The organism is Streptomyces huasconensis (assembly GCF_021028635.1).
In the GTDB taxonomy this organism is placed as follows: domain Bacteria; phylum Actinomycetota; class Actinomycetes; order Streptomycetales; family Streptomycetaceae; genus Streptomyces; species Streptomyces huasconensis.
Map to the genome: position 1 here is coordinate 5,881,659 of NZ_CP086119.1, position 25,334 is coordinate 5,906,992.

The window sequence follows — 25,334 nt, forward strand, 5'->3', positions numbered from 1 at the left end:
CGGTCCCGGTGGATTCGCCGCCTCGCGCGACGGCACCGACCCACGCGACCTCACCGGTTCACGGCAGAACGGCTCAAGGCGACGAATGCCCCAGCACACCTCAGGGTCCGACCGGGCGGCGGGCCCTCCCGCCGCCCGTAGCGGCGAGCAGGAGCGGCCTCCCGCTCCCTCGTCGCTGGACGAGTTGTGGCGGTCGTACAAGGCGACCGGGGACGGGCGGCTGCGGGAGCAGCTGATCCTGCACTACTCACCGCTGGTGAAGTACGTCGCGGGCCGGGTGAGCGTGGGGCTGCCGCCCAACGTGGAGCAGGCGGACTTCGTCTCGTCCGGGGTGTTCGGGCTGATCGACGCGATCGAGAAGTTCGACATCGAGCGGTCGATCAAGTTCGAGACCTACGCGATCACCCGCATCCGCGGGGCGATGATCGACGAGCTGCGGGCGCTCGACTGGATTCCGCGATCGGTGCGCCAGAAGGCCCGCAACGTCGAGCGTGCCTACGCCACCTTGGAGGCGCAGCTGCGGCGCACCCCCTCGGAGAGCGAGGTCGCCGCCGAGATGGGCATCGCGCTGGAGGAACTGCACGCGGTTTTCAGCCAGTTGTCCCTGGCGAACGTGGTGGCGCTCGAAGAGCTGCTGCACGTCGGTGGTGACGGCGGCGACCGGCTCAGCCTGATGGACACCCTCGAGGACCACGCGGCCGACAACCCCGTGGAGGTCGCCGAGGACCGGGAGCTGCGCAGGCTGCTCGCGCGGGCGATCAACACGCTGCCCGAGCGCGAGAAGACCGTCGTGACGCTCTACTACTACGAAGGACTCACGCTCGCCGAGATCGGCAACGTCCTCGGGGTGACCGAGAGCCGGGTGAGCCAGATCCACACGAAATCGGTGCTGCAGCTGCGCGCGAAGCTGGCCAGTTTCGGGCGCTGATGCGGTACGTCGAGTGAGCTGAATCGTCCCTGCCCGCCGGTCGCGCGCCCCGCCGCGACTCCCGCGCGGCGCGTCCCGTCCGTAAAGTGGAGCCGTGCCAAGGATTCGAGCGGCCTCTGTGGCCGAGCACCGGTCGATGCAGCGCGGGGCCCTGCTGGACGCCGCGCGGTCCCTGTTGTCCGAAGGCGGGACGGAGGCGTTGACCTTCCCCGCCCTCGCCGAGCGCACCGGGCTCGCCCGGTCGTCCGTCTACGAGTACTTCCGGTCACGGGCGGCCGTGGTCGAAGAGCTGTGCGAGGTGGACTTTCCCGTCTGGGCGGCCGAGGTGTCGGCGGCCATGGAGAAGGCGGAGTCGGCCGAGGGCAAGGTCGAGGCCTATGTGCGACGGCAGCTGGCCCTGGTGGGGGACCGACGGCACCGCGCCGTCGTCGCCATCTCCGCGAGTGAGCTGGACGCCGGGGCCCGGGAGAAGATCCGGGCCGCGCACGGCGGGCTCATCGCGATGATCGTCGAGGCGCTCGAAGAACTCGGGCATGAGCAGCCCCGGATGGCGGCGATGCTGCTCCAGGGCATCGTGGACGCGGCCGTGCGGCGGATCGAGCTGGGCGTGGCCGAGCAGCCCGAAGCCATCACCGAGGCCGCCGTGGCCATGGCCCTGCGGGGCGTGCGGGGCTGAGCCGTGGCTCTGCGGGGTGTGCGGGGCTGAGCCGCGGCCCTGCGGGGAGTGCGGGGCTGAGCCATGGCCCTGCGCGTGCGGGGTCGAGGCCATGGCCTGGCGCGTCGGTCAGCGGCAGCAGCCGGGACGGCCCCCGGCGCAGCAGCCATGGCGGAAGCAGGCTCAAGGGATTGAGGTAGGTCTCTCCCCTGAGCAGCCCCCAGTGCAGACAGCCTTCGGGGCAGTGGCCGGTCGGCGGTTCCAGGGTGCCCAGCTCCTCGCCCGCGGCGACCTCGGCGCCCTTCTTCACGGTGGGCCGCACCGGCTCGTACGTCATGCGCAGCGGCGGATCTCCGGTGCCGTCCAGCTCCACCGAGACGACGCCCCGGCCCGCCACCCTGCCCGCGAACGACACCCGGCCGGGTGCCACCGCCCGTACCGCCGTGCCGGGCGGCGCGGCGAGATCGACGCCCCGGTGGCCCGCGCCGTACGTGGTCGAGGGCGGGTCCCAGGCGCGCAGGACCGGAGGACGGGTGCCCACCGGCCAGTTCCTCGCCACGGGCGGCGGAGGTGAGGCCGGGGCCGGGGCGGGCGCGGGGGCCGGGTCGGGGGTCGGGGTCAGGGCGGTCGCCAGCAGCGCGGCCAGCGTCGTCAGGAGCAGTTCCAGGCGCATGCGAGAACAGTCCCGCGTCCCGGCGATCCGTAGGGATCATGGTCCGGATCTGGGGAGTACCGGCCGGTTGTGGATACCTCCGTCACCCGTGTGAGGGACAGGGCGGCTCGATCCCATGGCGGCTTGGAAACGCCGCGGACGGCTCCGGCGCCAGGTCACGGGCAGCGGCGTCACCTGGCGCCCCGCGGGTCCCGTACACTTCTTGTGGCGATCCGGGTCACCGGGTCGACTTCGCACGCCCCGACATCAGGCCCTCACAAGCCGGTGTCAGCGCCCCTCGGTCCTTCGTGGCAAGGCGCACAGCGGGCGTCAGGCGCGAGTGCCGTCCGGCACACGCGGCACAACCGAGAATCTCAAGGAGAACGGCCATGGCCGTCGTCACGATGCGGGAGCTGCTGGAAAGCGGCGTCCACTTCGGTCACCAGACCCGTCGCTGGAACCCGAAGATGAAGCGCTTCATCTTCACCGAGCGCAACGGCATCTACATCATCGACCTGCTCCAGTCGCTGTCGTACATCGACCGCGCCTACGAGTTCGTCAAGGAGACCGTCGCCCACGGCGGCACGGTCATGTTCGTCGGCACGAAGAAGCAGGCGCAGGAGGCCATCGCCGAGCAGGCCACCCGCGTCGGCATGCCCTACGTCAACCAGCGCTGGCTGGGCGGCATGCTCACCAACTTCTCGACCGTCTACAAGCGTCTGCAGCGCCTCAAGGAGCTTGAGCAGATCGACTTCGAGGACGTCGCCGCCTCCGGTCTCACCAAGAAGGAGCTTCTCGTGCTCTCGCGCGAGAAGGCCAAGCTGGAGAAGACCCTCGGTGGTATCCGCGAGATGTCCAAGGTGCCCAGCGCCGTCTGGATCGTGGACACCAAGAAGGAGCACATCGCGGTCGGTGAGGCCCGGAAGCTCAACATCCCGGTCGTCGCCATCCTCGACACCAACTGCGACCCCGACGAGGTCGACTACAAGATCCCCGGCAACGACGACGCGATCCGCTCCGTCACGCTGCTCACCCGCGTGATCGCCGACGCCGTCGCCGAGGGCCTCATCGCCCGTTCCGGTGCCGCCACCGGTGACTCGAAGCCGGGCGAGAAGGCCGCCGGCGAGCCGCTCGCCGAGTGGGAGCGTGACCTGCTCGAGGGCGAGAAGAAGGCCGACGACGCCGAGGCTCCCGAGGCCCCCAAGGCTGACGAGAAGCCGGCCGAGGACGCCGCCGAGGCTCCGGCCGCCGAGGCGCCCGCCGCCGAGGCCCCGGCCGCGGACGCCGAGCAGGCCTGACCTCACAGGTTCGGTGGTTGACGGCGGGGGCCCGATCGGCCCCCGCCGTTCACCCGTAGACCTCCGTAGATCTTTCAAGACTTCGAGAGAGAATTTCGATCATGGCGAACTACACCGCCGCTGACGTCAAGAAGCTCCGTGAGCTCACGGGCGCCGGCATGATGGACTGCAAGAAGGCGCTCGACGAGGCCGAGGGCAACGTCGACAAGGCCGTCGAGGCGCTCCGCATCAAGGGCCAGAAGGGCGTCGCCAAGCGCGAGGGCCGCTCCGCCGAGAACGGCGCCGTGGTCTCCCTCATCGCCGACGACAACACCTCCGGTGTCATCGTCGAGCTGAAGTGCGAGACGGACTTCGTCGCCAAGGGCGAGAAGTTCCAGGCCGTGGCGAACAACCTCGCCGCCCACATCGCCAAGACGTCCCCGGCCGACCTCGAGGCGCTGCTCGCCTCCGAGATCGAGGCCGGCAAGACCGTCCAGGCGTACGTGGACGAGGCCAACGCCAACCTCGGCGAGAAGATCGTCCTGGACCGCTTCGCGCAGTTCTCCGGCGCCTACGTCACCGCGTACATGCACCGCACGATGCCCGACCTGCCCCCGCAGATCGGTGTCCTCGTCGAGCTGGACAAGGCCGACGCCGACCTCGCCAAGGGTGTCGCGCAGCACATCGCCGCCTTCGCGCCGAAGTACCTCTCCAAGGAGGACGTGCCGGCCGAGGTCGTCGAGTCCGAGCGTCGCGTCGCCGAGGAGACCACCCGCGCCGAGGGCAAGCCCGAGGCCGCCCTCCCGAAGATCGTCGAGGGTCGCGTCAACGGCTTCTTCAAGGAGGCCACCCTCCTCGGCCAGCCGTACGCGCTGGACAACAAGAAGTCGGTCGAGAAGGTTCTCGCCGAGGCCGGTGTCACCCTGAAGCGCTTCTCGCGCATCAAGGTCGGCATCTGAGTCCGTACCGCGATCGACGGTAGACCCCTATAGGGTCGACAGCGGTCGCCCGCGTGGGGAGCCCCGTAAAGGGCACTCGTACGCGATGTACGACCGCAGGATCTGACGAGGAGGCCACTGCCGAGCATGGGATGCGAACGACACCCCACCGGCAGTGGCCTTCTTCGTATGTGTGTCAAGTAAGAGAAGCGAGAACACCATGACCACCAAGGCCGACTCGAAGAGTGACGACGGCAAAGTTGCCGGACGCTTCCTGCTGAAGCTCTCCGGTGAGGCGTTCGCCGGTGGAGGCGGCCTCGGGGTCGACCCCGACGTGGTGCACGCCATCGCCCGGGAGATCGCGGCCGTGGTCCGCGACGGGGCCCAGATCGCCGTCGTCATCGGCGGCGGCAACTTCTTCCGCGGCGCCGAGCTCCAGCAGCGCGGCATGGACCGTGCCCGCTCGGACTACATGGGCATGCTCGGCACGGTCATGAACTGCCTCGCCCTCCAGGACTTCCTGGAGAAGGAGGGCATCGACTGCCGCGTCCAGACCGCCATCACCATGGGGCAGGTCGCGGAGCCGTACATCCCGCTGCGCGCCGTGCGCCACCTGGAGAAGGGGCGTGTGGTCATCTTCGGCGCCGGTATGGGCATGCCGTACTTCTCCACCGACACCACCGCCGCCCAGCGCGCCCTGGAGATCGACGCCGAGGCGCTGCTCATGGGGAAGAACGGCGTGGACGGCGTCTATGACTCCGACCCGAAGACCAACCCCGACGCGGTGAAGTTCGACGCCCTCGGCTACGGCGAGGTCATCACCCGTGACCTCAAGGTCGCCGACATGACCGCGATCACGCTGTGCCGGGACAACAAGCTGCCCATCCTCGTCTTCGAGCTGCTCTCCGAAGGCAATATCGCCCGGGCCGTCAAGGGTGAGAAGATCGGCACTCTCGTGGGCGACCAGGGAAGCCGGGACTGACCTCAGGGCCTCGGGGCCTCAGGGCTCCAGCCTCAGAGACCTGAGCCCGACTCAAGGGACGTACGCGAGACGCCCCTTGAGGGGATGGACAAAGCCCTGCCGGTCGGACACCGTGCAGGAAAGACACGCGACGCAGCCGGCCGCCCTGTGCTAGCCGGGCCTACTCAAGACACGCAGGAGCAAGTGGTGATCGAAGAGACCCTCCTCGAGGCCGAGGAGAAGATGGAGAAGGCCGTCGTGGTCGCCAAGGAGGACTTCGCCGCGATCCGCACCGGCCGTGCGCACCCGGCGATGTTCAACAAGATCGTGGCGGACTACTACGGCGCGCTGACGCCGATCAACCAGCTGGCCTCGTTCTCGGTTCCCGAGCCGAGGATGGCCGTGGTGACCCCGTTCGACAAGAGCGCGCTGCGCAACATCGAGCAGGCCATCCGCGACTCCGACCTCGGCGTCAACCCGAGCAACGACGGCAACATCATCCGGGTGACCTTCCCCGAGCTGACGCAGGACCGCCGCAAGGAGTTCATCAAGGTCGCCAAGACCAAGGCCGAGGACTCCAAGATCTCGATCCGCTCCATCCGCCGCAAGGCCAAGGAACTCATCGACAAGGCCGTCAAGGACGGCGACATCGGTGAGGACGAGGGCCGTCGCGCGGAGAAGGAGCTCGACGACACCACCGCGAAGTACGTCACCCAGGTGGACGAGCTGCTCAAGCACAAGGAAACCGAGCTGCTCGAAGTCTGAGACCCGGTCCGAGGAATCAGGAAACCGATCCGTGAACGACTCTTCCTGGGGGGCGCGGCCCACAGCCGGGTACTGGGTGCCGCCCGACCAGGGGTCTGGTCGGGGGGCGCCCCCGGCAGGTCCCGCGTACGATGCGCAGGACGCGCTGCTGCCGTCCGCGACGCAGCCGATGCCCATCGTGCCCGACACCCCCGCGCCCCCGCAGGAGCCCATGCCCAGCGCACCCCAGCCCGCCCCGGCAGCGCCGCAGCCAGCGCCGAAGAAGAGCGCGGGCCGTGATCTCGGTGCGGCCATAGGAGTCGGTGTGGGCCTCGGCGCGGTGATCATCGCGTCGCTGTTCATCGTCAAGGCCGTCTTCGTCGGCGTGATAGCGGTCGCCGTCGTCGTCGGCCTCTGGGAGCTGACCTCCCGCCTGGAGGAGCGCAAGGCCATCAAGGCGCCGCTGGTGCCGCTCGCGGTGGGCGGCGCGGCGATGGTCGTCGCCGGTTACGTCCGGGGTCCGGAGGGAGCCTGGGTGGCGATGGCTCTCACCGCGCTCGCCGTCCTGGTGTGGCGCATGACGGAGCCTCCCGAGGGCTACCTGAAGGACGTCACGGCGGGGGTCTTCGCGGCCTTCTACGTCCCCTTCCTCGCGACGTTCGTGGCGCTGATGCTCACGGCGGACGACGGGGCGTGGCGGGTGCTGACGTTCCTGCTCCTGACCGTGGTCAGCGACACCGGGGCGTACGCGGTCGGCTGGCGCTTCGGCAAGCGCAAGCTGGCGCCGCGCATCAGCCCCGGCAAGACCCGCGAGGGCCTGCTCGGGGCGATCACGTTCGCGATGGCGGCGGGCGCGCTGTGCATGGAGTTCCTGATCGACGGCGGAACGTGGTGGCAGGGGCTGCTCATCGGCCTCGCGGTCGCGGCGAGCGCCACGCTCGGCGACCTCGGCGAGTCGATGATCAAGCGGGACCTCGGCATCAAGGACATGGGCACGCTGCTGCCGGGGCACGGCGGCATCATGGACCGCCTGGACTCCCTGCTGCCGACGGCACCGGTGGTCTGGCTCCTGCTGGTGATCTTCGTGGGGTCCGGCTGACGGTCCGCTTCATGGCCTGACCTGCATGGATGTGGGTGAGGGGCTCGTTGTCCACAGGGCGGCGGGCCCCTTGTCGTATGTCTGCGACACTGGATGGACCATGCCTGTACCCGGAGAACTCACCTTCGTCGCGCCCCGCGGAGCTAAGAAGCCCCCGCGGCACCTCGCCGACCTCACGCCCGCCGAGCGCAAGGAGGCCGTCGCCGCCATCGGCGAGAAGCCGTTCCGCGCCAAGCAGCTCTCGCAGCACTACTTCGCGCGGTACGCCCACGACCCGGCCGAGTGGACCGACATCCCCGCCGGCGCGCGCGACAAGCTCCGGGAAGCGCTGCTGCCCGACCTGATGTCCGTGGTGCGGCACATCAGCTGTGACGACGACACCACCCGCAAGACGCTCTGGCGGCTCTTCGACGGGACGCTGGTGGAGTCGGTGCTCATGCGCTATCCCGACCGGGTGACGATGTGCATCAGCTCCCAGGCCGGGTGCGGCATGAACTGCCCGTTCTGCGCCACCGGCCAGGCCGGTCTCGACCGGAACCTGTCGACGGCCGAGATCGTGCACCAGATCGTCGACGGCATGCGCGCGCTGCGGGACGGTGAGATCCCGGGCGGGCCCGCCCGCCTGTCCAACATCGTCTTCATGGGCATGGGCGAGCCGCTGGCCAACTACAACCGCGTGACCGGCGCCATTCGCCGCCTCACCGACCCCGAGCCGGACGGCCTCGGGCTCTCGCAGCGCGGCATCACGGTGTCGACGGTGGGGCTCGTGCCCGCCATCCACCGGTTCTCCGACGAGGGCTTCAAGTGCCGCCTCGCGATCTCGCTGCACGCCCCGGACGACGACCTGCGCGACACCCTCGTGCCGGTCAACACCAAGTGGAAGGTGCGGGAGGTGCTCGACGCCGGCTGGGAGTACGCCGCCAAGTCGGGACGCCGCCTCTCCATCGAGTACGCGCTGATCCGCGACATCAACGACCACGCGTGGCGCGGTGACCGCCTCGGCCGGCTGCTCAAGGGCAAGCCGGTGCACGTGAACCTGATCCCGCTGAACCCCACGCCGGGCTCGAAGTGGACGGCCTCGCGGCCCGAGGACGAGAAGGCGTTCGTGGAGGCCATCGCCGCCCATGGCGTACCGGTCACGATCCGCGACACCCGGGGCCAGGAGATCGACGGGGCGTGCGGTCAGCTCGCCGCGGCCGAGAGGTAGTCTGGCCGTCGTACACACATCTGCATATTCCGACAGGGGAGCGCCACAGCGCTGAGAGTGCGGCACCTTGGACAGGTGGGCCGCAGACCCTCTGAACCTCGCCCAGGTCATTCTGGGTAGGAAGTTCGGGCACCACTCAAGCTGTTGCGCCCTGCCCGCGGCCACCCGGCCGGCGGGCAGGGCCGCGTCTCTTCCTGGACACCCAGGAGGACAACTCAGTGAGCACCAAGAAGATCACGTCCGTCGCCCTCGCGGTCGGCCTCGGGCTGGTCGCCGTCTCGGCGTGCGGCTCCGGCGACGACGCCTCGAAGGCGGACTCCAAGACCGTCACGCTCGTCAGCCACGACTCCTTCAACGTCTCCAAGGACGTGCTGAAGGCCTTCGAGAGGCGTTCCGGCTACAAGGTCGAGGTCCTGAAGGACGGCGACGCGGGCGCCGCCGTGAACAAGGCGATCCTCTCCAAGGACAACCCGCAGGGCGACGTCTTCTTCGGCGTCGACAACACGCTGCTGTCGCGGGCGCTCGACCACGGCCTCTTCCAGTCGTACGAGGCCAGTGGCTCCGAGAAGATCAAGCCGGAGTACCGCGTCGACCAGGGCAAGCACCGGGTGACGCCGGTCGACAGCGGTGACGTCTGCGTCAACTACGACAAGAAGTACTTCGCCGACAAGAAGCTGGCGCCGCCGAAGTCCTTCGAGGACCTCACCAAGCCCGCCTACAAGAACCTGCTGGTCACCGAGAACGCCTCGACGTCCTCGCCCGGCCTCGGCTTCCTGCTCGGCACCGCGGCGAAGTACGGCGACAAGGGCTGGGAGAGCTACTGGAAGAAGCTCCGGGCCAACGGCGTGAAGGTGGTCGACGGCTGGGAGCAGGCGTACAACGAGGAGTTCTCCGGGTCGGCCGGCGGCAAGAAGGCCAAGGGCGACCGGCCGCTCGTCGTCTCCTACGCCTCCTCGCCGCCCGTCGAGGTGCTCTACGGCAAGCCGCGGCCCAAGCAGGCGCCGACCGGCGTCGCGACCGGCACCTGCTTCCGCCAGGTCGAGTACGCGGGCCTGCTCGGCAACGCCAAGAACGCGAAGGGCGGCAAGGCGCTCCTGGACTTCCTGGCGAGCAAGGAGTTCCAGGCGGACATGCCGCTGAACATGTTCGTCAACCCGGTGCGTGAGGGCGTCGAGCTGCCCGCGCTGTTCACCGAGCACGGTGTGACGGTCGACAAGCCGCAGACCATGGACCCGAAGAAGATCGCCGACAACCGCGAGCCCTGGATCAAGTCGTGGACCTCGCTCGTCCTGAAGTGAAGCGCGGGACGAAACCTCGCCTCCGGGCGGGTTTCGGCCGCGGGAGCGCGGTGCGGCTCGGTCTGATGGCCGTGCCCGTCGCGTTCTTCGCGCTCTTCTTCGCCTACCCGGTCACGGCGATCGTGGCGCGCGGGCTGCACGTGGACGGCGGCTGGCGGTTCGGGCGCATCGCGGACGTGCTCGGGCAGTCCGACATCCGGCACGTGCTCTGGTTCACCACCTGGCAGGCGCTCGCGTCGACCGCGCTCACGCTGCTGATCGCGCTCCCCGGCGCGTATGTCTTCGCGCGCTTCGACTTCCGGGGCAAGCAGGTGCTGCGGGCCGTCGTCACCGTGCCGTTCGTGCTGCCGACGGTTGTCGTGGGAACGGCGTTCCTGGCGCTGATCGGGCGGGGCGGGCTCTTCGACGAGCTGTGGGGAGTGCGGCTCGACACCACCGTGTGGGCGATCCTGCTCGCGCACGTTTTCTTCAACTACGCGGTCGTGGTGCGCACGGTCGGCGGGCTGTGGGCGCAGCTCGATCCGCGCCAGGAGGAGGCCGCGCGGATGCTCGGCGCCTCGCGCTGGACGGCCTGGCGGACGGTGACGCTGCCCGCCCTCGGGCCGGCGGTCGCGGCCGCCGCCCTCATGGTGTTCCTCTTCACCTTCACCTCCTTCGGCATCGTGCAGATCCTCGGCGGACCCGCGTACTCGACGCTCGAAGTGGAGATCTACCGGCAGACCGCGCAACTGCTCGACCTGCCCACGGCCGCCGTCCTGACCCTCGTGCAGTTCGCGGCGGTCGGGCTCATCCTCGCGATCCACGCCTGGACCGTGCGGCGGCGCGAGAGCGCGCTGAAGCTGGTCGACGCGGCGGGCGCGGTGCGGCGCCCGCGCGGCGCCGGGCAGTGGGCGCTGCTCGGCCTGGTCGTGGCCACGGTCGCCGTGCTGATCCTGCTGCCGCTCGGGGTACTGGTCCAGCGGTCCTTCGCGGGCCCCGACGGCTTCGGAGCGACGTACTACAGGGAGCTGACCTCGGCGGAGGGCGGTGCCTTCCTCGTACCGCCGATCGAGGCGGTCGGGAATTCGCTCCAGTACGCGGTGGTGGCCACCGGCATCGCGGTCGTCATCGGCGGGCTCGCGGCCGCCGCGCTGACGCGGAGAGCCGGCCGCCTCGTACGCGGGTTCGACGCGCTGTTGATGCTGCCGCTCGGCGTTTCGGCGGTGACCGTCGGGTTCGGCTTCCTGATCGCGCTGGACGAGCCGCCGCTCGATCTGCGGGCCTCCTGGATTCTGGTGCCGCTCGCCCAGGCCCTGGTCGGCGTGCCCTTCGTCGTCCGTACCATGCTGCCCGTCCTGCGCGCGGTGGACGGACGGCTCCGGGAGGCGGCGGCCGTGCTCGGGGCGTCGCCGCTGCGGGCCTGGCGGGAGGTGGACCTGCCGATGGTGCGGCGGGCGCTGCTGATCGCCGCCGGGTTCGCCTTCGCGGTGTCGCTCGGCGAGTTCGGGGCGACCGTCTTCATCGCGCGGCCCGACAACCCGACCCTGCCGGTGGCCGTGGCGCGGCTGCTGGGGCGGGCCGGTGACCTCAACTACGGGCAGGCGATGGCCCTTTCGACGATCCTCATGGTGGTGTGCGCGGTGTCCCTGCTGCTCCTGGAACGCATCCGGACCGAGCGCACCGCGGGGGAGTTCTGATGGCCTCGTTGCTGAGTCTGCGGGAGGCGACGGTGCGGTTCGGGGCGCGGGCCGTGCTCGACGCCGTGGACCTGGAGGTCGCCGAGCACGAGATCGTCTGTGTGCTCGGGCCGAGCGGCAGCGGCAAGTCGACGCTGCTGCGGGCGGTCGCCGGGCTCCAGTCGCTCGACGCGGGGCGGGTCGAGCTGGACGGACGCGACCAGCGGGGCGTGCCCGCGCACAAGCGGGGCGTCGGCCTGATGTTCCAGGACCACCAGCTCTTCCCGCAGCGCGACGTGGGCGGCAACGTCGCCTTCGGGCTGCGGATGCACGGCGCGTCGCGCGGCGAACAGGTCGACCGCGTGGCCGAGTTGCTGGAACTCGTCGGGCTGCCGAAGGCGCAGCGCCGGGCGGTCGCCTCGCTGTCCGGCGGCGAGCAGCAGCGGGTCGCCCTGGCGCGCGCCCTCGCGCCCCGCCCCCGGCTGCTGATGCTGGACGAGCCGCTGGGCCAGCTCGACCGCTCCCTGCGCGAACGCCTCGTCGTCGAACTGCGCGAACTCTTCGACGAGTTGGGCACGACCGTGCTCGCCGTCACCCACGACCAGGGCGAGGCCTTCGCGCTCGCCGACCGGGTCGTCGTGATGCGGGAGGGGCGGATCGCCCAGGCGGGTACGCCGCTCGAGGTGTGGCAGCGCCCGGCGGACGAGTTCGTCGCGCGGTTCCTCGGCTTCGAGAACGTCGTCCCGGCGACGGTCACCGGCGAGCGGGCCGACACGGCGTGGGGCAAGATCCCGGTGCCGCACGACGCCCCCACCGGGCGGTGCGCGCTCCTGGTGCGGCCGGCCGGGGTACGGCTCGTCCCCGTCGAGCAGGGGTTGCCCTGCACGGTGACGGCCCGCACCTTCCGCGGCACCCATGTCGCGGTGCGCCTCCAGCCGGCCGAGGGCCCCCGCCTGGAGGCGGCGTGCGCGCTGCGGCAGGCCCCCGAGGTCGGCGAGCGGGTCGGGGTCGCCTTCGACGCGGGGGACGTGGTGGTCCTCGGGAGCGCCGAGGCCGCGCCGGAAGCGCGGGCGTCCGCGGTGCGTCAGGTGCGTGACTCGGTGCGCAAGTCCGTGCGGTAATCGGTGCGCAAGTCGGTGTCGGGCGCGCGTCCTTGGCCAGGCCGGACGCGTCCCCGGCACCACCGGCAGCGGCAGCGCCCTGGGGTACACCGAAAACACGGTGCCCCCGGGACGCGCGTCGATCTAACGTTCACGCCATGACGACACTGAGCCACGACCGGTACTGCGACGAAGTCGCCCGGCAGATCGACCTTCTGAGGGCCACGCTGACCGGAGCGGACCTCTCCGTCACCGTGCCGACCTGCCCCGACTGGACGCTGTCACAGCTCGTGCGGCACACGGGCGGAGCGTTGCGGTGGAGCGAGCGGCTGGTCGCCACGCGCGCCGAGCAGAACATCCCGGACGAGGACGTACCGGACGCGGCGGGCCCCGAGGGCGACGATCCGGCGGCCCTCGACGCCTGGCTGGCCTCGACCGGCGCGCTCGCCGAGAAGACCCTCCGCGCCGCGGGCGCCGACGCGTCGGCCTGGTCGTGGAGCGGCGACCACACCGCGGGGTTCTGGGCGCGGCGCATGACGCACGAGGTGGCGGTCCACCGCGCGGACGCGGCGATCGCCGTCGGCGTCGACTACGAGATCGCGCCGGACATCGCGGCCGACGCGATCGACGAGTGGCTGGACATCGTGCTGCTCCTGCGGCGCCTCGACCCCGGCAGCGGCGCCGCGGAACTCAGGGGCGCCGGGCGCAGCATCCACCTGCACGCGACCGACGCGCCGCCCGGCCTGGACGCCGAGTGGCTCATCGAGTTCGGCGAGGACGGCTTCACCTGGCGGCGCGGCCACGCCAAGGCGACGGTCGCGCTGCGCGGCCCGCTCACCGAGGTGCTGCTCGCCTTCTACCGGCGGCGCCCCCTGGACAGCGGGCGCGTGGAGGTCCTCGGGGAGCGGGAGCTGCTCGACTTCTGGCTGGAGCGGGCGACCTTCGGCTGACCGGGCCCGGTTCAGCCCCGCGCCGACGCGGCCCTGACCAGTCCCCGTTCGTACGCGAGGATCACCGCCTGCGCCCGGTCGCGCAGCCCCATCTTCGCGAAGAGGCGGTTGATGTGGGTCTTCACGGTGTGGTCGGTGATCGTGAGGCGGCCGGCGATCTCCGCGTTCGACAGGCCCTGCGCGATGAGGACGAGCACCTCCACCTCACGGGCCGTCAGCCCTTCGATGCCGCCCGCGGGGGCCGGGGGCACGGCGGCCCGCTGGCGCGTGAACTCGGCGACCAGGCGCTTGGTGATCTCGGGCGACAGCAGGGCGTTGCCCGCCGCCACGACCCGTACGGCGTGCAGGAGTTCGGGGAACGTGGCGTCCTTGAGCAGGAACCCGGAGGCCCCGGCCGCCAGCGCTTCGTACACGTACTCGTCGAGGCCGAAGGTGGTCAGCATCAGCGCCTTCGTTGCGCCGTCGGAGGCCGCGAGGATCTCGCGGGCCGCGTCGATGCCGTTCATGTGCGGCATACGGATGTCGAGCAGGACCAGGTCGGGGCGGTGCTCGGCGGCGAGGCGGACGGCCTGGGCGCCGTCCTCGGCCTCGGCGACGACCTGGATGTCGTCCTGGGTGCCCAGGAGGTTCACGAAACCGGTGCGCACGATGGCCTGATCGTCCGCGACGAGGGTTCTGATCACTGCGGGTCCGTTCCTCCTCGGGCTCGGTGCCTGGATGCCGTACGTCACCACGGCAGTTCCGCCTCCACGCGGAAGCCGCCGTCGTCCGCCGCGCCCGCGGTGAGGCTGCCGCCGACCAGGGCGGCGCGCTCCCGCATGCCGGTCAGCCCGTGGCCGCTCGCGCCGCCGCCGCGTGGCGGGCCGGGGCCGTCGTCGGTGACGCGGATGGCCAACCGGTCCTCGCGGTAGTCGAGTTCGACGACCGCGCGGGCGCCGGGGGCGTGCTTGCGGGCGTTCGTCAGGGACTCCTGCACGATGCGGTACGCGGACAGCTCCCAGGCGGCGGCCAGCGGCACCCGCTCCCCGTTGATCCGCAGCTCCGCGCTGCCGCCCACCGCGCGGTGCTGGTCGACGAGTTCGCCGAGGCGGTCGAGGGTCGGCTGCGGGGCGGTCGCGGCGGCCTCGTCGTGGCGCGGGGCGGTCCGCAGGACGCCGAGGAGCCGACGCAGCTCGGCCAGGGACGCGCGGGCCGTCCCCGCGATCTGCTGGAAGCCGTCCCGGGCCTGCGGGCTCAGCCCCGGCGTCGTGTACGTCGCGCTCTCCGCCTGCACCGCGATCATCGACACCGAGTGCGAGACGATGTCGTGCAGCTCCCGGGCGATGGCCGCGCGCTCCGCCTCGGCCGCCTGCCGCCGCTCCACGGCGATCAACTGCGCCTGGGCGTGCGCGCGTTCCTGCCGCGTCTCCTCGCGGGAGCGCACCGCGTCGCCCATGCAGACGGCGCCGAGGATCACCGCGGAGAGTCCGAACGCCTCGGCGAACAGGCCGAGGTTCCCGGCATTGCCGAGCGGCGGCCCGTAGGGCAGGTGCTCGGCGCGGGTCCAGCGCAGTACATGCCACAGGTTCACGGCGAAGGCCCCGAACGCGCCACCCGCGATCAGCAGCGCCGGGTGCAGCACGCGGTGCCGGCCAAGGACGTAACAGGCGACGAGACCGCTGATCATCACCGCGATCGACAGCGACGAGTCGGCACCGAAGCTCAGCAGCCCGGCGGCCACACTCACCAGGGCGACCGGCGGAAAGGCGCGGCGCCACATGAGGGAGGCCGTCGAGATCAGGATGGCGGTGGCGTTGGTCAGCGACCCCGGGAACACGGTCAGTTCGGCGACCGCCCCCACGGTCAGGGCCGCGCCCGTGCACCACGGATAGGCGGGGGCGGCGGCCAGGGCACGCAGGCGCCCGCGCACCGGGGCGGTCCGCCTCGGGATGGTCCGCCGCAAGAGGGTCCGCCTCGGGATGGTCGTGCTCATGCCCCGATTCTCGCGGCCCGGGCGGGCGGCCGCGTCGGCGCCGGGGTGGAGACCGGCGCCGGATGTCATGCCACGGGTTGAGCCACGGCCCCGGAGCCTCGGGCGACGCGCCGCGCACCCCCGCGTTCCTACCGTCGGGGCATGCCTCGCACGCTCATCGTCACCAACGACTTCCCGCCCCGGCAGGGCGGCATCGAGACCTTCGTCGACACCCTCGCCCGGCGCTTCCCGCCCGGCACCGCCGTCGTGTACACCGCGGCCGAGCCGGGCGACACGGCGTACAACCGCACGTTCCCCCACCCCGTCGTACGTGACCGGGCCCGCACCCTGCTGCCGACCCGGCGCACGGGGGAGCGGGCCGTGGCCCTCGCCCGGCGGTACGGCTGCGACCGCGTCTGGTTCGGCGCCGCCGCCCCGCTCGGGCTGCTCGCCGGGCGGCTGCGGCGGGAGGCGGGCGTGCGCAGGATCGTCGCCACGACCCACGGCCACGAGGTGTGGTGGGCCCGCACCCCCGGTGCGCGGACGCTGCTGCGCCGCATCGGGGCGGGCGCCGATTGCATCACGTATCTCGGGCCGAGCACCCGGGAGCCCGTCCGCCTGGCCATGGACCCGGGGGTGCGGTTCGCCCGCCTCGTGCCCGGCGTCGACGCCGAGGTGTTCGGTCCCGGCGTCGACGGCCACCCGGTGCGCGAGCGGTACGGGCTGGCGGACGGCAGGCCCGTCGTCCTGTGCGCGGCGCGCCTCGTGCCGCGCAAGGGGCAGGACACCCTGATCGAGGCGTGGCCGATGGTGCGCAGGGCGGTCGCCGGCGCCACGCTGCTGCTGGTGGGCGCCGGACCGTACGAGGCGCGGCTGCGTCAACTCGCCGAGGAGCGGGGCGTGCTGGACGGCGTCGTCTTCGCGGGCGGCCACCCGCACCACACGATGCCGCCGTTCTACGCCGCCGCCGACGCCTTCGCCATGCCGTGCCGCACCCGCCGGGGCGGCCTGGAGGTGGAGGGGCTCGGCATCGTCTTCCTGGAGGCGGCCGCCGCCGGGCTCCCGGTCGTGGCCGGGAACTCCGGGGGCGCGCCGGACGCCGTACGGGACGGCGAGAGCGGCTACGTGGTCGACGGCCGCTCCCCGGCGGCCGTCGCCGACCGCCTCGTACGCCTGCTGCGGGACCGCGGACTCGCCCGCTCCCTGGGGGAGAAGGGGCGGGCGTGGGTGCGGGAGGAGTGGGACTGGGGGCGGTCCTACGAGGTGCTCGCCGGGCTGCTGGAGCGGCCCCGCTAGGGCCTGTCTGACAATTCCCGTCGTCGCCCGGAGGGCGGCCTCGCGGCGTCAGGTGCGTGCTCTCGGCGTGCCGGGCGTAGGGCCTCGTACTGGATGTACTTGGCTCTGCGCCCGGTGCGGCGAGAGTGCGTGCATGGCGTCGCGAGGCAGACGGGAATTGTCAGACAGGCCCTAGGGGTGGCCCGGAGTGGGGCCCGGGGTGTGCGTGGGAGCGGGGTCCGGGGCGTACCCCCGGGCCGTCAGGAGGGAGTCCAGCTTGGCCGGGGCGTCCTCGATCCGGTCCACCAGGGCGATCCGCGACTCCATGGGCCTGTCACGGGCCAGCGACTGGAGCAGGGGCCAGACGGGGAGGTGCTCCGTCCAGTGCGCGCGGTCGACCAGGACCATCGGGGTGGGCTCACCGCGCGACTCGTAGTAATTGGGGGTGGCGTTGTCGAAGACCTCCTGGACCGTGCCCGCGGCGCCCGGCAGGAAGACGACTCCCGCGTTCGAACGGGCCAGCAGGCCGTCCTCGCGGGTCGCGTTGGCGAAGTACTTGGCCAGGTGGGAGGCGAAGGCGTTCGGCGGCTCATGGCCGTAGAACCAGGTGGGGATGCCGACCGAGGCGCCGCCGGAGGGCCAGCGCTCGCGGACCGCGAAGGCCGCCCGCGCCCACTCGGTGACCGACGGCGTGAACGAGGGCGCCTTGGCGAGGATCTCGAGGGCCTCGTCCAGCATGCCGTCGGCGAAGACGGCGGCGTACGCCCCGAGGTTCGCCGCCTCCATCGCGCCGGGCCCGCCGCCCGTCGCGACCGTGAAACCGGCGCGGGCCAGCGCGCGGCCGAGCCGTGCCGCGCCCGCGTACGCCTCCGTGCCGCGGGCCATCGCGTGCCCGCCCATGACGCCCACGACCCCGGCGCCGGCGAGCAGCTCGTCCAGGGCGTCGGAGATCGAGTCGTCATGTATGGCGCGCAGCATCGAGGAGAAGACGTCGCCGTCGGCCTTGGTCCGCTGGAACCAGTCGTACGCGTGGGCGTCCGGGGTCGCGTCGTACCCGCCCCCGGCGAGGCCGGAGAACAGGTCGTCGGGGGTGTAGAGCAGCCCCCGGTAGGGGTTGAACGGCAGCCCCGGGACCGGCGGGAAGACCAGCGCGCCCCCGGCCCGCACCCGCGCCGCCGCGTCCTCGCTCATGGGGCAGCCGAGGAAGACGGCACCCGCGACGTGGGCGGCCTTGAGGGCGGCGGTGCGCTCCGTCAGGTCGACGGCCTGGACGCGGCAGCCGGCGAGCGCACCGCGTCCCGAGACCTCGTCGAACTCGGCGAGCGTCTCGATCTCACGACCCTCGCCGGTCGATTGCCGGGCGGATACGGGTTCGGGCTCGTCGGTGGGGCGCATCCGCCCATAATAAGATCCTGCGTTCGGGCCGGTCCTACACGGATTGTCGGTTTCCCGGCACCGCGGAGCACGCGTTCTTCTCGTCTCGGTTCACCAGCCGTACGCGGACTGACGAGCACGTCACACGAGGATGGGGGCATGAATGGTGCCCCCGGGTGCAGGGATGAGGAGATCTACTGCGTACTTTTGTGCAGCTGTAATCATCTGGTGAAGTTCTTGTAAGTCGGTTTTACGGCCCCGGCAGGCGCGCGTGCGCGGCCCGTCCCGGCGGCCTTTCGTCGTGTTATCTGAGCGAAACGAGGTCGGTCATGGCAGAGGCGGCGGTCGAGAAGGAGCCGACGGCCCCACGACCGCGGTCCTCTCACGGGGGCGGCTCTCGCGGGGGCCGCTCACGCGGGGACAGCGGAGTGGGCGAGCGCGAGCTGAGGCAGCTCCTGGCGGGACTCACCGCCGTACGGGACGGCGATTTCGGCACGAGGCTGCCGGACGAGGGCGACGGGCTGATCGGGGAGATCGCCGCCGTCTTCAACGGCATGGTCGACCAGCTGTCGCTGTTCACCTCCGAGGTGACCCGTGTGGCCCGTGAGGTCGGCACCGAGGGCACCCTCGGCGGGCAGGCCGTCGTCCCCGGTGTCTCCGGGACCTGGGCGGACCTGACCGACAACGTGAACGCCATGGCGGGCAACCTGACGACCCAGGTCCGCGACATCGCCCAGGTGGCGACCGCCGTGGCCAAGGGCGACCTGTCGCAGAAGATCGACGTGGACGCGCGTGGCGAGATCCTGGAGCTGAAGGAGACCGTCAACACGATGGTCGACCAGCTCTCCGCCTTCGCCGACGAGGTCACCCGCGTCGCCCGCGAGGTCGGCAGCGAAGGGCAGCTGGGCGGGCAGGCCCAGGTGCCGGGCGTCGGCGGCGTCTGGCGGGACCTGACCGACTCGGTGAACCTGATGGCCGGCAACCTCACCGACCAGGTCCGCAACATCGCCCAGGTCACGACCGCCGTGGCCAAGGGCGACCTGTCGCAGAAGATCACGGTCAACGCGCGCGGCGAGATCCTGGAGCTGAAGGACACCATCAACACGATGGTCGACCAGCTCTCGTCCTTCGCCGACGAGGTCACCCGCATGGCGCGGGACGTGGGCACCGAGGGCATCCTGGGCGGCCAGGCCGACGTCAAGGGCGTCTCGGGCACCTGGCGGGACCTGACCGACTCGGTGAACAGCATGGCGGGCAACCTCACGGACCAGGTGCGCTCGATCGCCCAGGTCGCCACCGCCGTGGCCGGGGGAGACCTGTCGCAGAAGATCACGGTCAACGCGCGTGGCGAGATCCTGGAGCTGAAGGAGACCATCAACACGATGGTCGACCAGCTCTCGGCCTTCGCCGACGAGGTCACCCGCGTCGCCCGCGAGGTCGGCACCGAGGGCAACCTCGGCGGCCAGGCGACGGTCCGCGGCGTCTCCGGCACCTGGAAGGACCTCACCGACAACGTCAACGTCATGGCCTCCAACCTGACGGGCCAGGTGCGCTCCATCGCCCAGGTGGCCACGGCGGTGGCGCGCGGCGACCTCTCGCAGAAGATCACCGTCGAGGCCAAGGGCGAGGTCGCCGCGCTCGCGGGCGGGATCAACACCATGGTCGACACGCTCTCGGCGTTCGCCGACGAGGTCACGCGCGTGGCGCGCGAGGTCGGCACCGAGGGCCAGCTCGGCGGCCAGGCACGCGTCCCCAACGTCGCCGGGACGTGGAAGGACCTCACCGACAACGTCAACTCGATGGCGACCAACCTCACCAACCAGGTGCGCAACATCGCCCAGGTCACCACCGCGGTGGCCAACGGCGACCTGTCGAAGAAGATCGACGTGGACGCCCGGGGCGAGATCCTGGAGCTGAAGACGACCATCAACACGATGGTCGACCAGCTCTCCGCGTTCGCCGCCGAGGTGACGCGCGTGGCGCGCGAGGTCGGCAGCGAGGGGCGGCTGGGCGGTCAGGCCGAGGTCGAGGGCGTGTCGGGCACCTGGAAGCGCCTGACCGAGAACGTGAACGAACTGGCCGGCAACCTCACCCGGCAGGTCCGCGCCATCGCCGAGGTGGCGAGCGCGGTGGCCGAGGGCGACCTGACCCGCTCCATCACCGTCGACGCCTCCGGCGAGGTCGCCGAACTCAAGGACAACATCAACACCATGGTCGAGTCGCTGCGCGAGACGACCCTGGCCAATCAGGAGCAGGACTGGCTCAAGTCCAACATCGCGCGCATCTCCGGTCTGATGCAGGGCCACCGCGACCTCGCCGTGGTCGCGGAACTCGTGATGGACGAGCTGGCCCCCCTGGTGTCCGCGCAGTTCGGAGCCTTCTACCTCGTCGAGGAGACGGACGGGTCCACCGCACTCGCCCTGGTCGGCTCCTACGGCCGCCCCGTCGACAGCGTCGACCGCAGGCGCTTCCAGCTCGGGGAGTCCCTGGTGGGGCAGGCGGCGCGCAGCAGACGGCCCATCGCCGTCAACCAGATCCCGGCGGAGTACTTCACCATCTCCTCCGGGCTCGGACAGGCCGCGCCGGGCAGCTTGATGGTCGTACCGATCCTCGTCGAGGAGCAGGTCCTCGGCGTCATCGAGCTGGCGTCGTTCGAGCAGTTCACCCCCGTGCACCGGGACTTCCTCGAACAGCTGATGGAGACGCTGGGGGTGAACGTCAACACCATCGTCGCCAACGCCCGCACCGACGAGCTGCTGGAGGAGTCCCAGCGGCTGACGGCCGAACTCCAGGCCCGTTCCGCGGAGTTGCAGGTCCAGCAGGACGAACTGCAGCGCTCCAACGCCGAACTGGAGGAGAAGGCGGCCCTGCTGGCCACCCAGAACCGCGACATCGAGACGAAGAACCTGGAGATCGAGCAGGCCCGGCAGGAACTGGAGGCGAGAGCGCAGCAGTTGTCCCTCACCTCCAAGTACAAGTCGGAGTTCCTGGCCAACATGAGCCACGAGCTGCGCACCCCGCTGAACAGCCTGCTCATCCTCGCCCAGCTCCTCGCGCAGAACCCGACCCGCAACCTCACCGCGAAGCAGGTCGAGTACGCGGGCATCATCCACTCGGCGGGCTCCGACCTGCTCCAGCTCATCAACGACATCCTCGACCTGTCCAAGGTCGAGGCCGGCAAGATGGACATCAACCCCGAGCCGGTGCCGCTGCGCAAGCTGCTGGACTACGTCGAGGCGACCTTCCGCCCGATGACCACCCAGAAGAACCTCGACTTCACCATCAGCACGGCGCCCGACGTGCCGTCCGAGCTGCGCACCGACGACTCCAGGCTGCGCCAGGTCTTGCGCAACCTGCTCTCCAACGCGGTCAAGTTCACCGAACGCGGCAGCGTCGAACTGCGCATCGAACGGGCCGGGGACAGCGAGGTCCCGGCGTCCGTGCGGCGCGGCGAGTCGATGCTGGCCTTCCGGGTGAAGGACACCGGAATCGGCATCGCCGAGCACCAGCTCGAAGCCATCTTCGGCGCGTTCCAGCAGGCCGACGGCACCACCAGCCGCAAGTACGGTGGCACCGGCCTCGGCCTGTCCATCAGCCGGGAGATCGCCCACCTGCTGGGCGGCGTGGTCGTCGCCGCGAGCACGCAGGGGCAGGGCAGTACGTTCACCCTCTACCTGCCCACGACCCGCGCCGAATGGGAGACCGGGCCCGAGGCCCTGTCGGCCGCGCGCGTCGCACCGGCCCTCGCGGCCGGAGCCGGGGACGGGGACGGGGACGGGCAGGGCGCCCATGGCCAGGCCGCCCATGGTCAGGACACCCACGGGCAGGGCGCCCACGGGGCCCCGGCGCCCCACCGGAAACGCCGGCTGCTCGTGGTCGAGGGCCGGTCGCGGGGCCTGCTGGCCCTCGTCGCGGAGAGCGCCGTCACCGACCTGTCCGGCAGCGCCGAACTCTCCGCGAAGCCGGCGGAGGCGGGCTTCGAGGTCATCACCGCGGTCGGTGCCGTGGAGGCCGCCGAGAGCCTGGCCGCCGGCCCGTGCCACTGCGTCGTCCTGGAACTGGACATGCCGAAGGACGAGGCGCTGCGGTTCCTCGACGCCATGGACGGTGACACCGCCGTCACGTCTGTGCCCGTGCTCGCGCACAACAGCCGCCGACTGGACCCGGCGCACGAGCAGCGGTTGCAGTCGCTCTCGCGCACGCGCCCCCTGGAGCTGATCTCCAGCCTGGACGAGCTGCGCGAACGCATCGCGCTGCACCTGTCCGCGGAGCAGCCCGGGGACGTGGTCCCCCTGGTCCGCGGGGAGGAGCCCGGCGAGCAGCCCGCGCGGGCGGTCGGCGGCCTGGCCGGGCGCGTCGTGCTGGTCGTGGACGACGACGCCCGGAACCTGTACGCCATCAGCGGCATCCTGGAGATGTACGGCATCGAGGTCCTGCACGCCGAGAACGGACGCAAGGGCATCGAGACCCTGCGCGCGAACCCGGAGATCGACCTCGTCCTGATGGACGTGATGATGCCCGAGCTGGACGGATACGCGGCGACGGCGGAGATCCGGCAGGACCCGGCCTACGCGACGCTGCCCATCATCGCCGTGACGGCGAAGGCCATGCCGGGCGACCGCGAGAAGAGCCTCGCCTCCGGGGCCAGCGACTACGTCACCAAGCCCGTCGACGCCAACGACCTCATCGCTTGTGTCGGGCGCTGGATCAGTGAGGAATCGACCACACCATGACCACCTCACAGCCCCTGGAGGGCCCCGCCTCACCGGGCCATCACGTTCCCGGCGCCCGGGTGGAGACCACCGGAGTGGAGAGCACCGAAGCGGAAACCACCGGAGCCGACGGCACCGCAGTGGACCGCGCGGAAGCGCAGAGCACCGGTGTGGGGAGGCTCGCGGCGACGGTGGAGCGGCTGCGCGGCGAGATCCTCGCCGCGCAGGCGGCGGCCGATGGCCGCGCCCTGATCGAACTGGCCAAGGGCGTGCTGATCGAGCGGCTGCGGTGCGGTCCCGCCGCGGCCGCGCGGCAACTGGCCTCGCTGGCCCGGGAGGCGGGCGTCTCGCAGCTGGAGCTGGCCGCCGACATCGTCAACCAGTCGTCCCAGGACCACCTCACCGAGCTCGCCAGCGGCTTCGCCAGCCTGGCCAACAGCGATCCGCCCGACGACCAGGACGAACCCTCCGTCGGCGTGCGCCTGCGGACGGCGGAGAGCGGCGCCCTGGCCGCGGGCGACACGCAGGCGGCCGCCCAGTCGCTCCTCGCCCACGCCCTCTCCCCGCTGGGTGCCTGCGCCGTCGCCGTGTGGAGCGCGGCAGCCGACGCGTCACTGGCCCTGGCGGGCCACGCGGGCTTCGCCGAGGGCGAGGCCGTCCGCTGGCGCCACGTACCCCCCGGCGTGTCCACCCTGGCCCGCCGGGCGCTGACGGAGCGCCGGACGGTGCACATCACGGACATGTCCGCGGAGGGCCTGCCGTCCATCGGCCGGGCACGGCACCCCAGGGGCGGGCGTATCGCGCTCCCGGTCGGCACCGGCGGCCGCGTCAACGGCGTCCTGGAGATCTGCTGGCCGAACCCGCTGGAACCGCAGCCCCCGCAGATCCTCCGCCAGATCGAGGCGCTGGCGGAGCTGTGCGCCCACACCCTGGAGAGCCGCCCGGACACCGCCGCGGCCCTGCCCTCGGCGGACGCCTGGGTGCCCTCGTCCGACGTCTCCGAACTGGTGGACCTGGCGGACGGGCTGTACGACCCCGCCCTGGTCCTGGTCCCGCACCTGGACACGGACGGGCAGCTCACGGACTTCCGTGTCCACCACGTCAACAGCAGCTTCGTCGACCCCGCGGGCCGGCCACGCAACGCCGTGCACGGCGCGCGGCTGCTGGAGGCCTATCCCATGGCCGTCGGCGGCAGCGAACTCTTCGAGAAGATCGAACGGGTGTATGCGACCGGCGAGCCGTTCCGCACCCGCCGGATGACCCTGACCGCGCTGGTCGGCCAGGTCTCCCTCGCCGCGGTCGCCGACATCAGCATCAGCCGGCACGGCGGCTGCGTCCTGCTCATCTGGCGCATCGAGGACGAGGCGGCACGCCTGGCCCACCTCTTGCAGCACGCCCAGCGTCTGGGCCGGATCGGCGGCTTCGAGGAGAACCTCACCACGGGCGAAGTCACCTGGAACGACCAGCTGTTCGACCTGTACGGCCGACCGCATGACGCGCCGCCCGTGCCGCTGGAGGCGCTCACCTCGTACGCCCACCCCGACGACGCCACCACCATCCGCCGTTTCCTGCGCACCGTGCTGCACCACCGCAGGTCCGCCTCCGCGGCCTTCCGCCTGGAACGCCCCGACGGCGTCACCCGGCACATGCGGGTGATCGCCGAACCGGTGCTCGACACCGACGGCAGACTGCTCTCCGTACGCGGCGCGTACCAGGACATCTCGTCCCAGCACTGGACCGAGGTGGCGCTGGCGGCGACCCGCGACCAACTGGCGCACACCGAACAGCAGGCCGCCGAGAGCAACCGCCTGACCCTCCAGCTGCAGCACGCGATCATGCCGCCCACCGAGGCCCCGCTGTCCAGCCCGGGCCTCCAGATCGCCGTGCGCTACCGGCCCGCGGAGTCCGAATCCATGGTCGGCGGGGACTGGTACGACGCGGTCACACTGCCGTCCAAGCAGATCATGCTGTGCGTGGGGGACGTGGCCGGGCACGGCATAGAGGCCGCCACCAGCATGGTCGTCCTGCGCAACGCCATGCGCGGCCTGGCCGTCACCGGTGCCGGACCCGCCCAGCTGCTCTCCTGGCTCAACATCGTGGCCCACCACCTGACCACCCATGTCACGGCGACAGCGGTGTGCGGGCTCTACGACCCGGAGCGGCACACCCTGCGCTGGGCGCGCGCCGGGCACCTGCCGCCGGTGCTGCTGCGCGGGCAGCAGGCGGAGCCCCTGCCCGCGACCGGCGGCATCCTCCTGGGCGCCCTGGCCGACACCGACTACGAGGAGCAGGAGTTGCGCCTGGAAACCGGTGACACCCTGCTGATGTACACCGACGGACTCGTCGAGCGCCGTGACGAGGCGGTCCAGGACTCCCTGGCCCGCCTGCTGACCACGGCGGGCTCCCCGGCCGCCGACCTGGAGAAGCAGCTCGACGGGCTGCTGACGCACAGCGCCTCCGACACCGACGACGACACCTGCCTGATCGGCGTGCGGGTCCTGTGAGCCACCGCCGACGAGCGTCGCTGGGCACCGGCCGGAATGGGGATACTGGGGGCG

General features: G+C 71.5%; 18 protein-coding genes and 1 pseudogene. 15 read left to right on the forward strand and 4 right to left on the reverse strand.

Going from position 1 to position 25,334, the window contains the following annotated elements; translation table 11 throughout:
* The first annotated feature begins 85 nt into the window (after positions 1-85).
* Complete coding sequence (gene whiG / locus J2N69_RS26880; protein WP_127909215.1) at positions 86-928, forward strand: RNA polymerase sigma factor WhiG; 843 nt, start codon at positions 86-88, stop codon at positions 926-928.
* Positions 929-1,046: 118 nt separating this feature from the next.
* Complete coding sequence (locus J2N69_RS26885) at positions 1,047-1,604, forward strand: TetR/AcrR family transcriptional regulator (RefSeq protein WP_230904889.1); 558 nt, start codon at positions 1,047-1,049, stop codon at positions 1,602-1,604.
* Positions 1,605-1,701: 97 nt separating this feature from the next.
* Here J2N69_RS26885 and J2N69_RS26890 read toward each other — a convergent pair.
* Positions 1,702-2,256 (reverse strand): annotated as a pseudogene (locus J2N69_RS26890) (peptidoglycan DD-metalloendopeptidase family protein); the annotation flags it as partial.
* A 368-nt stretch (positions 2,257-2,624) separates the two neighbouring features.
* Between J2N69_RS26890 and rpsB the strand changes: the two are divergent.
* From rpsB to J2N69_RS26940, 10 genes are all read left to right on the forward strand, one after another.
* Positions 2,625-3,533: a 30S ribosomal protein S2 gene (rpsB, locus tag J2N69_RS26895; protein ID WP_230903004.1), complete on the forward strand. Its 909-nt coding sequence runs from the start codon at positions 2,625-2,627 to the stop codon at positions 3,531-3,533.
* Positions 3,534-3,634: 101 nt separating this feature from the next.
* Complete coding sequence (tsf, locus tag J2N69_RS26900) at positions 3,635-4,471, forward strand: translation elongation factor Ts (protein WP_127911324.1); 837 nt, start codon at positions 3,635-3,637, stop codon at positions 4,469-4,471.
* A 199-nt stretch (positions 4,472-4,670) separates the two neighbouring features.
* Positions 4,671-5,432 (forward strand): UMP kinase, encoded by a 762-nt coding sequence (gene pyrH, locus J2N69_RS26905; protein ID WP_127911325.1) that lies wholly within the window; start codon positions 4,671-4,673, stop codon positions 5,430-5,432.
* Between the two features lie 186 nt (positions 5,433-5,618).
* Positions 5,619-6,176 (forward strand): ribosome recycling factor, encoded by a 558-nt coding sequence (frr, locus tag J2N69_RS26910; RefSeq protein WP_127911326.1) that lies wholly within the window; start codon positions 5,619-5,621, stop codon positions 6,174-6,176.
* A 31-nt stretch (positions 6,177-6,207) separates the two neighbouring features.
* Entirely contained in the window at positions 6,208-7,254 is a 1,047-nt protein-coding gene (locus J2N69_RS26915; protein ID WP_127911327.1) for a phosphatidate cytidylyltransferase, read from the forward strand.
* Positions 7,255-7,354: 100 nt separating this feature from the next.
* Positions 7,355-8,461, forward strand: a complete 1,107-nt coding sequence (gene rlmN / locus J2N69_RS26920) for a dual-specificity RNA methyltransferase RlmN (protein WP_230903005.1) — start codon at positions 7,355-7,357, stop codon at positions 8,459-8,461.
* A gap of 218 nt (positions 8,462-8,679) precedes the next feature.
* Positions 8,680-9,759 (forward strand): thiamine ABC transporter substrate-binding protein, encoded by a 1,080-nt coding sequence (locus J2N69_RS26925; RefSeq protein ID WP_230903006.1) that lies wholly within the window; start codon positions 8,680-8,682, stop codon positions 9,757-9,759.
* The gene (locus J2N69_RS26930) at positions 9,735-11,435 is read left to right on the forward strand and encodes an ABC transporter permease (protein ID WP_408056810.1); all 1,701 of its coding nucleotides are present in this window, start codon (positions 9,735-9,737) and stop codon (positions 11,433-11,435) included. The genes J2N69_RS26925 and J2N69_RS26930 overlap by 25 nt, the downstream gene beginning before the upstream one ends.
* Entirely contained in the window at positions 11,432-12,535 is a 1,104-nt protein-coding gene (locus tag J2N69_RS26935) for an ABC transporter ATP-binding protein (RefSeq protein WP_408056918.1), read from the forward strand. The genes J2N69_RS26930 and J2N69_RS26935 overlap by 4 nt, the downstream gene beginning before the upstream one ends.
* Before the next feature lie 137 nt (positions 12,536-12,672).
* On the forward strand, positions 12,673-13,464 hold the full coding sequence (locus J2N69_RS26940) for a maleylpyruvate isomerase family mycothiol-dependent enzyme (RefSeq protein WP_230903007.1): 792 nt from the start codon (positions 12,673-12,675) through the stop codon (positions 13,462-13,464).
* Positions 13,465-13,475: 11 nt separating this feature from the next.
* Here the strand turns inward: J2N69_RS26940 and J2N69_RS26945 are convergent, their stop codons facing one another.
* Together J2N69_RS26945 and J2N69_RS26950 are read right to left on the reverse strand one after the other, a co-directional pair.
* Positions 13,476-14,147 (reverse strand): response regulator, encoded by a 672-nt coding sequence (locus J2N69_RS26945; RefSeq protein WP_230903008.1) that lies wholly within the window; start codon positions 14,145-14,147, stop codon positions 13,476-13,478.
* A 44-nt stretch (positions 14,148-14,191) separates the two neighbouring features.
* A complete protein-coding gene (locus J2N69_RS26950; protein WP_230903009.1) occupies positions 14,192-15,436 on the reverse strand; it encodes a sensor histidine kinase in 1,245 nt (414 codons plus the stop codon).
* A gap of 141 nt (positions 15,437-15,577) precedes the next feature.
* Between J2N69_RS26950 and J2N69_RS26955 the strand changes: the two genes are divergently transcribed.
* Positions 15,578-16,711: a glycosyltransferase family 4 protein gene (locus J2N69_RS26955; protein ID WP_230903010.1), complete on the forward strand. Its 1,134-nt coding sequence runs from the start codon at positions 15,578-15,580 to the stop codon at positions 16,709-16,711.
* 171 nt (positions 16,712-16,882) lie between these two features.
* Here J2N69_RS26955 and J2N69_RS26960 read toward each other — a convergent pair whose 3' ends face one another.
* Positions 16,883-18,085 (reverse strand): LOG family protein, encoded by a 1,203-nt coding sequence (locus J2N69_RS26960; protein WP_230903011.1) that lies wholly within the window; start codon positions 18,083-18,085, stop codon positions 16,883-16,885.
* 308 nt (positions 18,086-18,393) lie between these two features.
* Between J2N69_RS26960 and J2N69_RS26965 the strand changes: the two genes are divergently transcribed.
* Entirely contained in the window at positions 18,394-22,797 is a 4,404-nt protein-coding gene (locus J2N69_RS26965) for a HAMP domain-containing protein (protein WP_230903012.1), read from the forward strand.
* Positions 22,794-25,280: a SpoIIE family protein phosphatase gene (locus J2N69_RS26970; protein ID WP_230903013.1), complete on the forward strand. Its 2,487-nt coding sequence runs from the start codon at positions 22,794-22,796 to the stop codon at positions 25,278-25,280. The genes J2N69_RS26965 and J2N69_RS26970 overlap by 4 nt, the downstream gene beginning before the upstream one ends.
* The last annotated feature ends 54 nt before the right edge of the window (positions 25,281-25,334 follow it).

Excerpts from the sequence above, each read along its gene's own strand:
- whiG (WP_127909215.1), top strand. The coding sequence starts at position 86 with ATGCCCCAGCACACCTCAGGGTCCGACCGGGCGGCGGGCCCTCCCGCC.
- rlmN (WP_230903005.1), top strand. The coding sequence starts at position 7,355 with ATGCCTGTACCCGGAGAACTCACCTTCGTCGCGCCCCGCGGAGCTAAG.
- J2N69_RS26955 (WP_230903010.1), top strand. The coding sequence starts at position 15,578 with ATGCCTCGCACGCTCATCGTCACCAACGACTTCCCGCCCCGGCAGGGC.
- J2N69_RS26970 (WP_230903013.1), top strand. The coding sequence starts at position 22,794 with ATGACCACCTCACAGCCCCTGGAGGGCCCCGCCTCACCGGGCCATCAC.
- pyrH (WP_127911325.1), top strand. The coding sequence starts at position 4,671 with ATGACCACCAAGGCCGACTCGAAGAGTGACGACGGCAAAGTTGCCGGA.
- J2N69_RS26950 (WP_230903009.1), bottom strand. The coding sequence starts at position 15,436 with ATGAGCACGACCATCCCGAGGCGGACCCTCTTGCGGCGGACCATCCCG.
- tsf (WP_127911324.1), top strand. The coding sequence starts at position 3,635 with ATGGCGAACTACACCGCCGCTGACGTCAAGAAGCTCCGTGAGCTCACG.
- rpsB (WP_230903004.1), top strand. The coding sequence starts at position 2,625 with ATGGCCGTCGTCACGATGCGGGAGCTGCTGGAAAGCGGCGTCCACTTC.
- J2N69_RS26960 (WP_230903011.1), bottom strand. The coding sequence starts at position 18,085 with ATGCGCCCCACCGACGAGCCCGAACCCGTATCCGCCCGGCAATCGACC.
- J2N69_RS26965 (WP_230903012.1), top strand. The coding sequence starts at position 18,394 with ATGGCAGAGGCGGCGGTCGAGAAGGAGCCGACGGCCCCACGACCGCGG.
- J2N69_RS26940 (WP_230903007.1), top strand. The coding sequence starts at position 12,673 with ATGACGACACTGAGCCACGACCGGTACTGCGACGAAGTCGCCCGGCAG.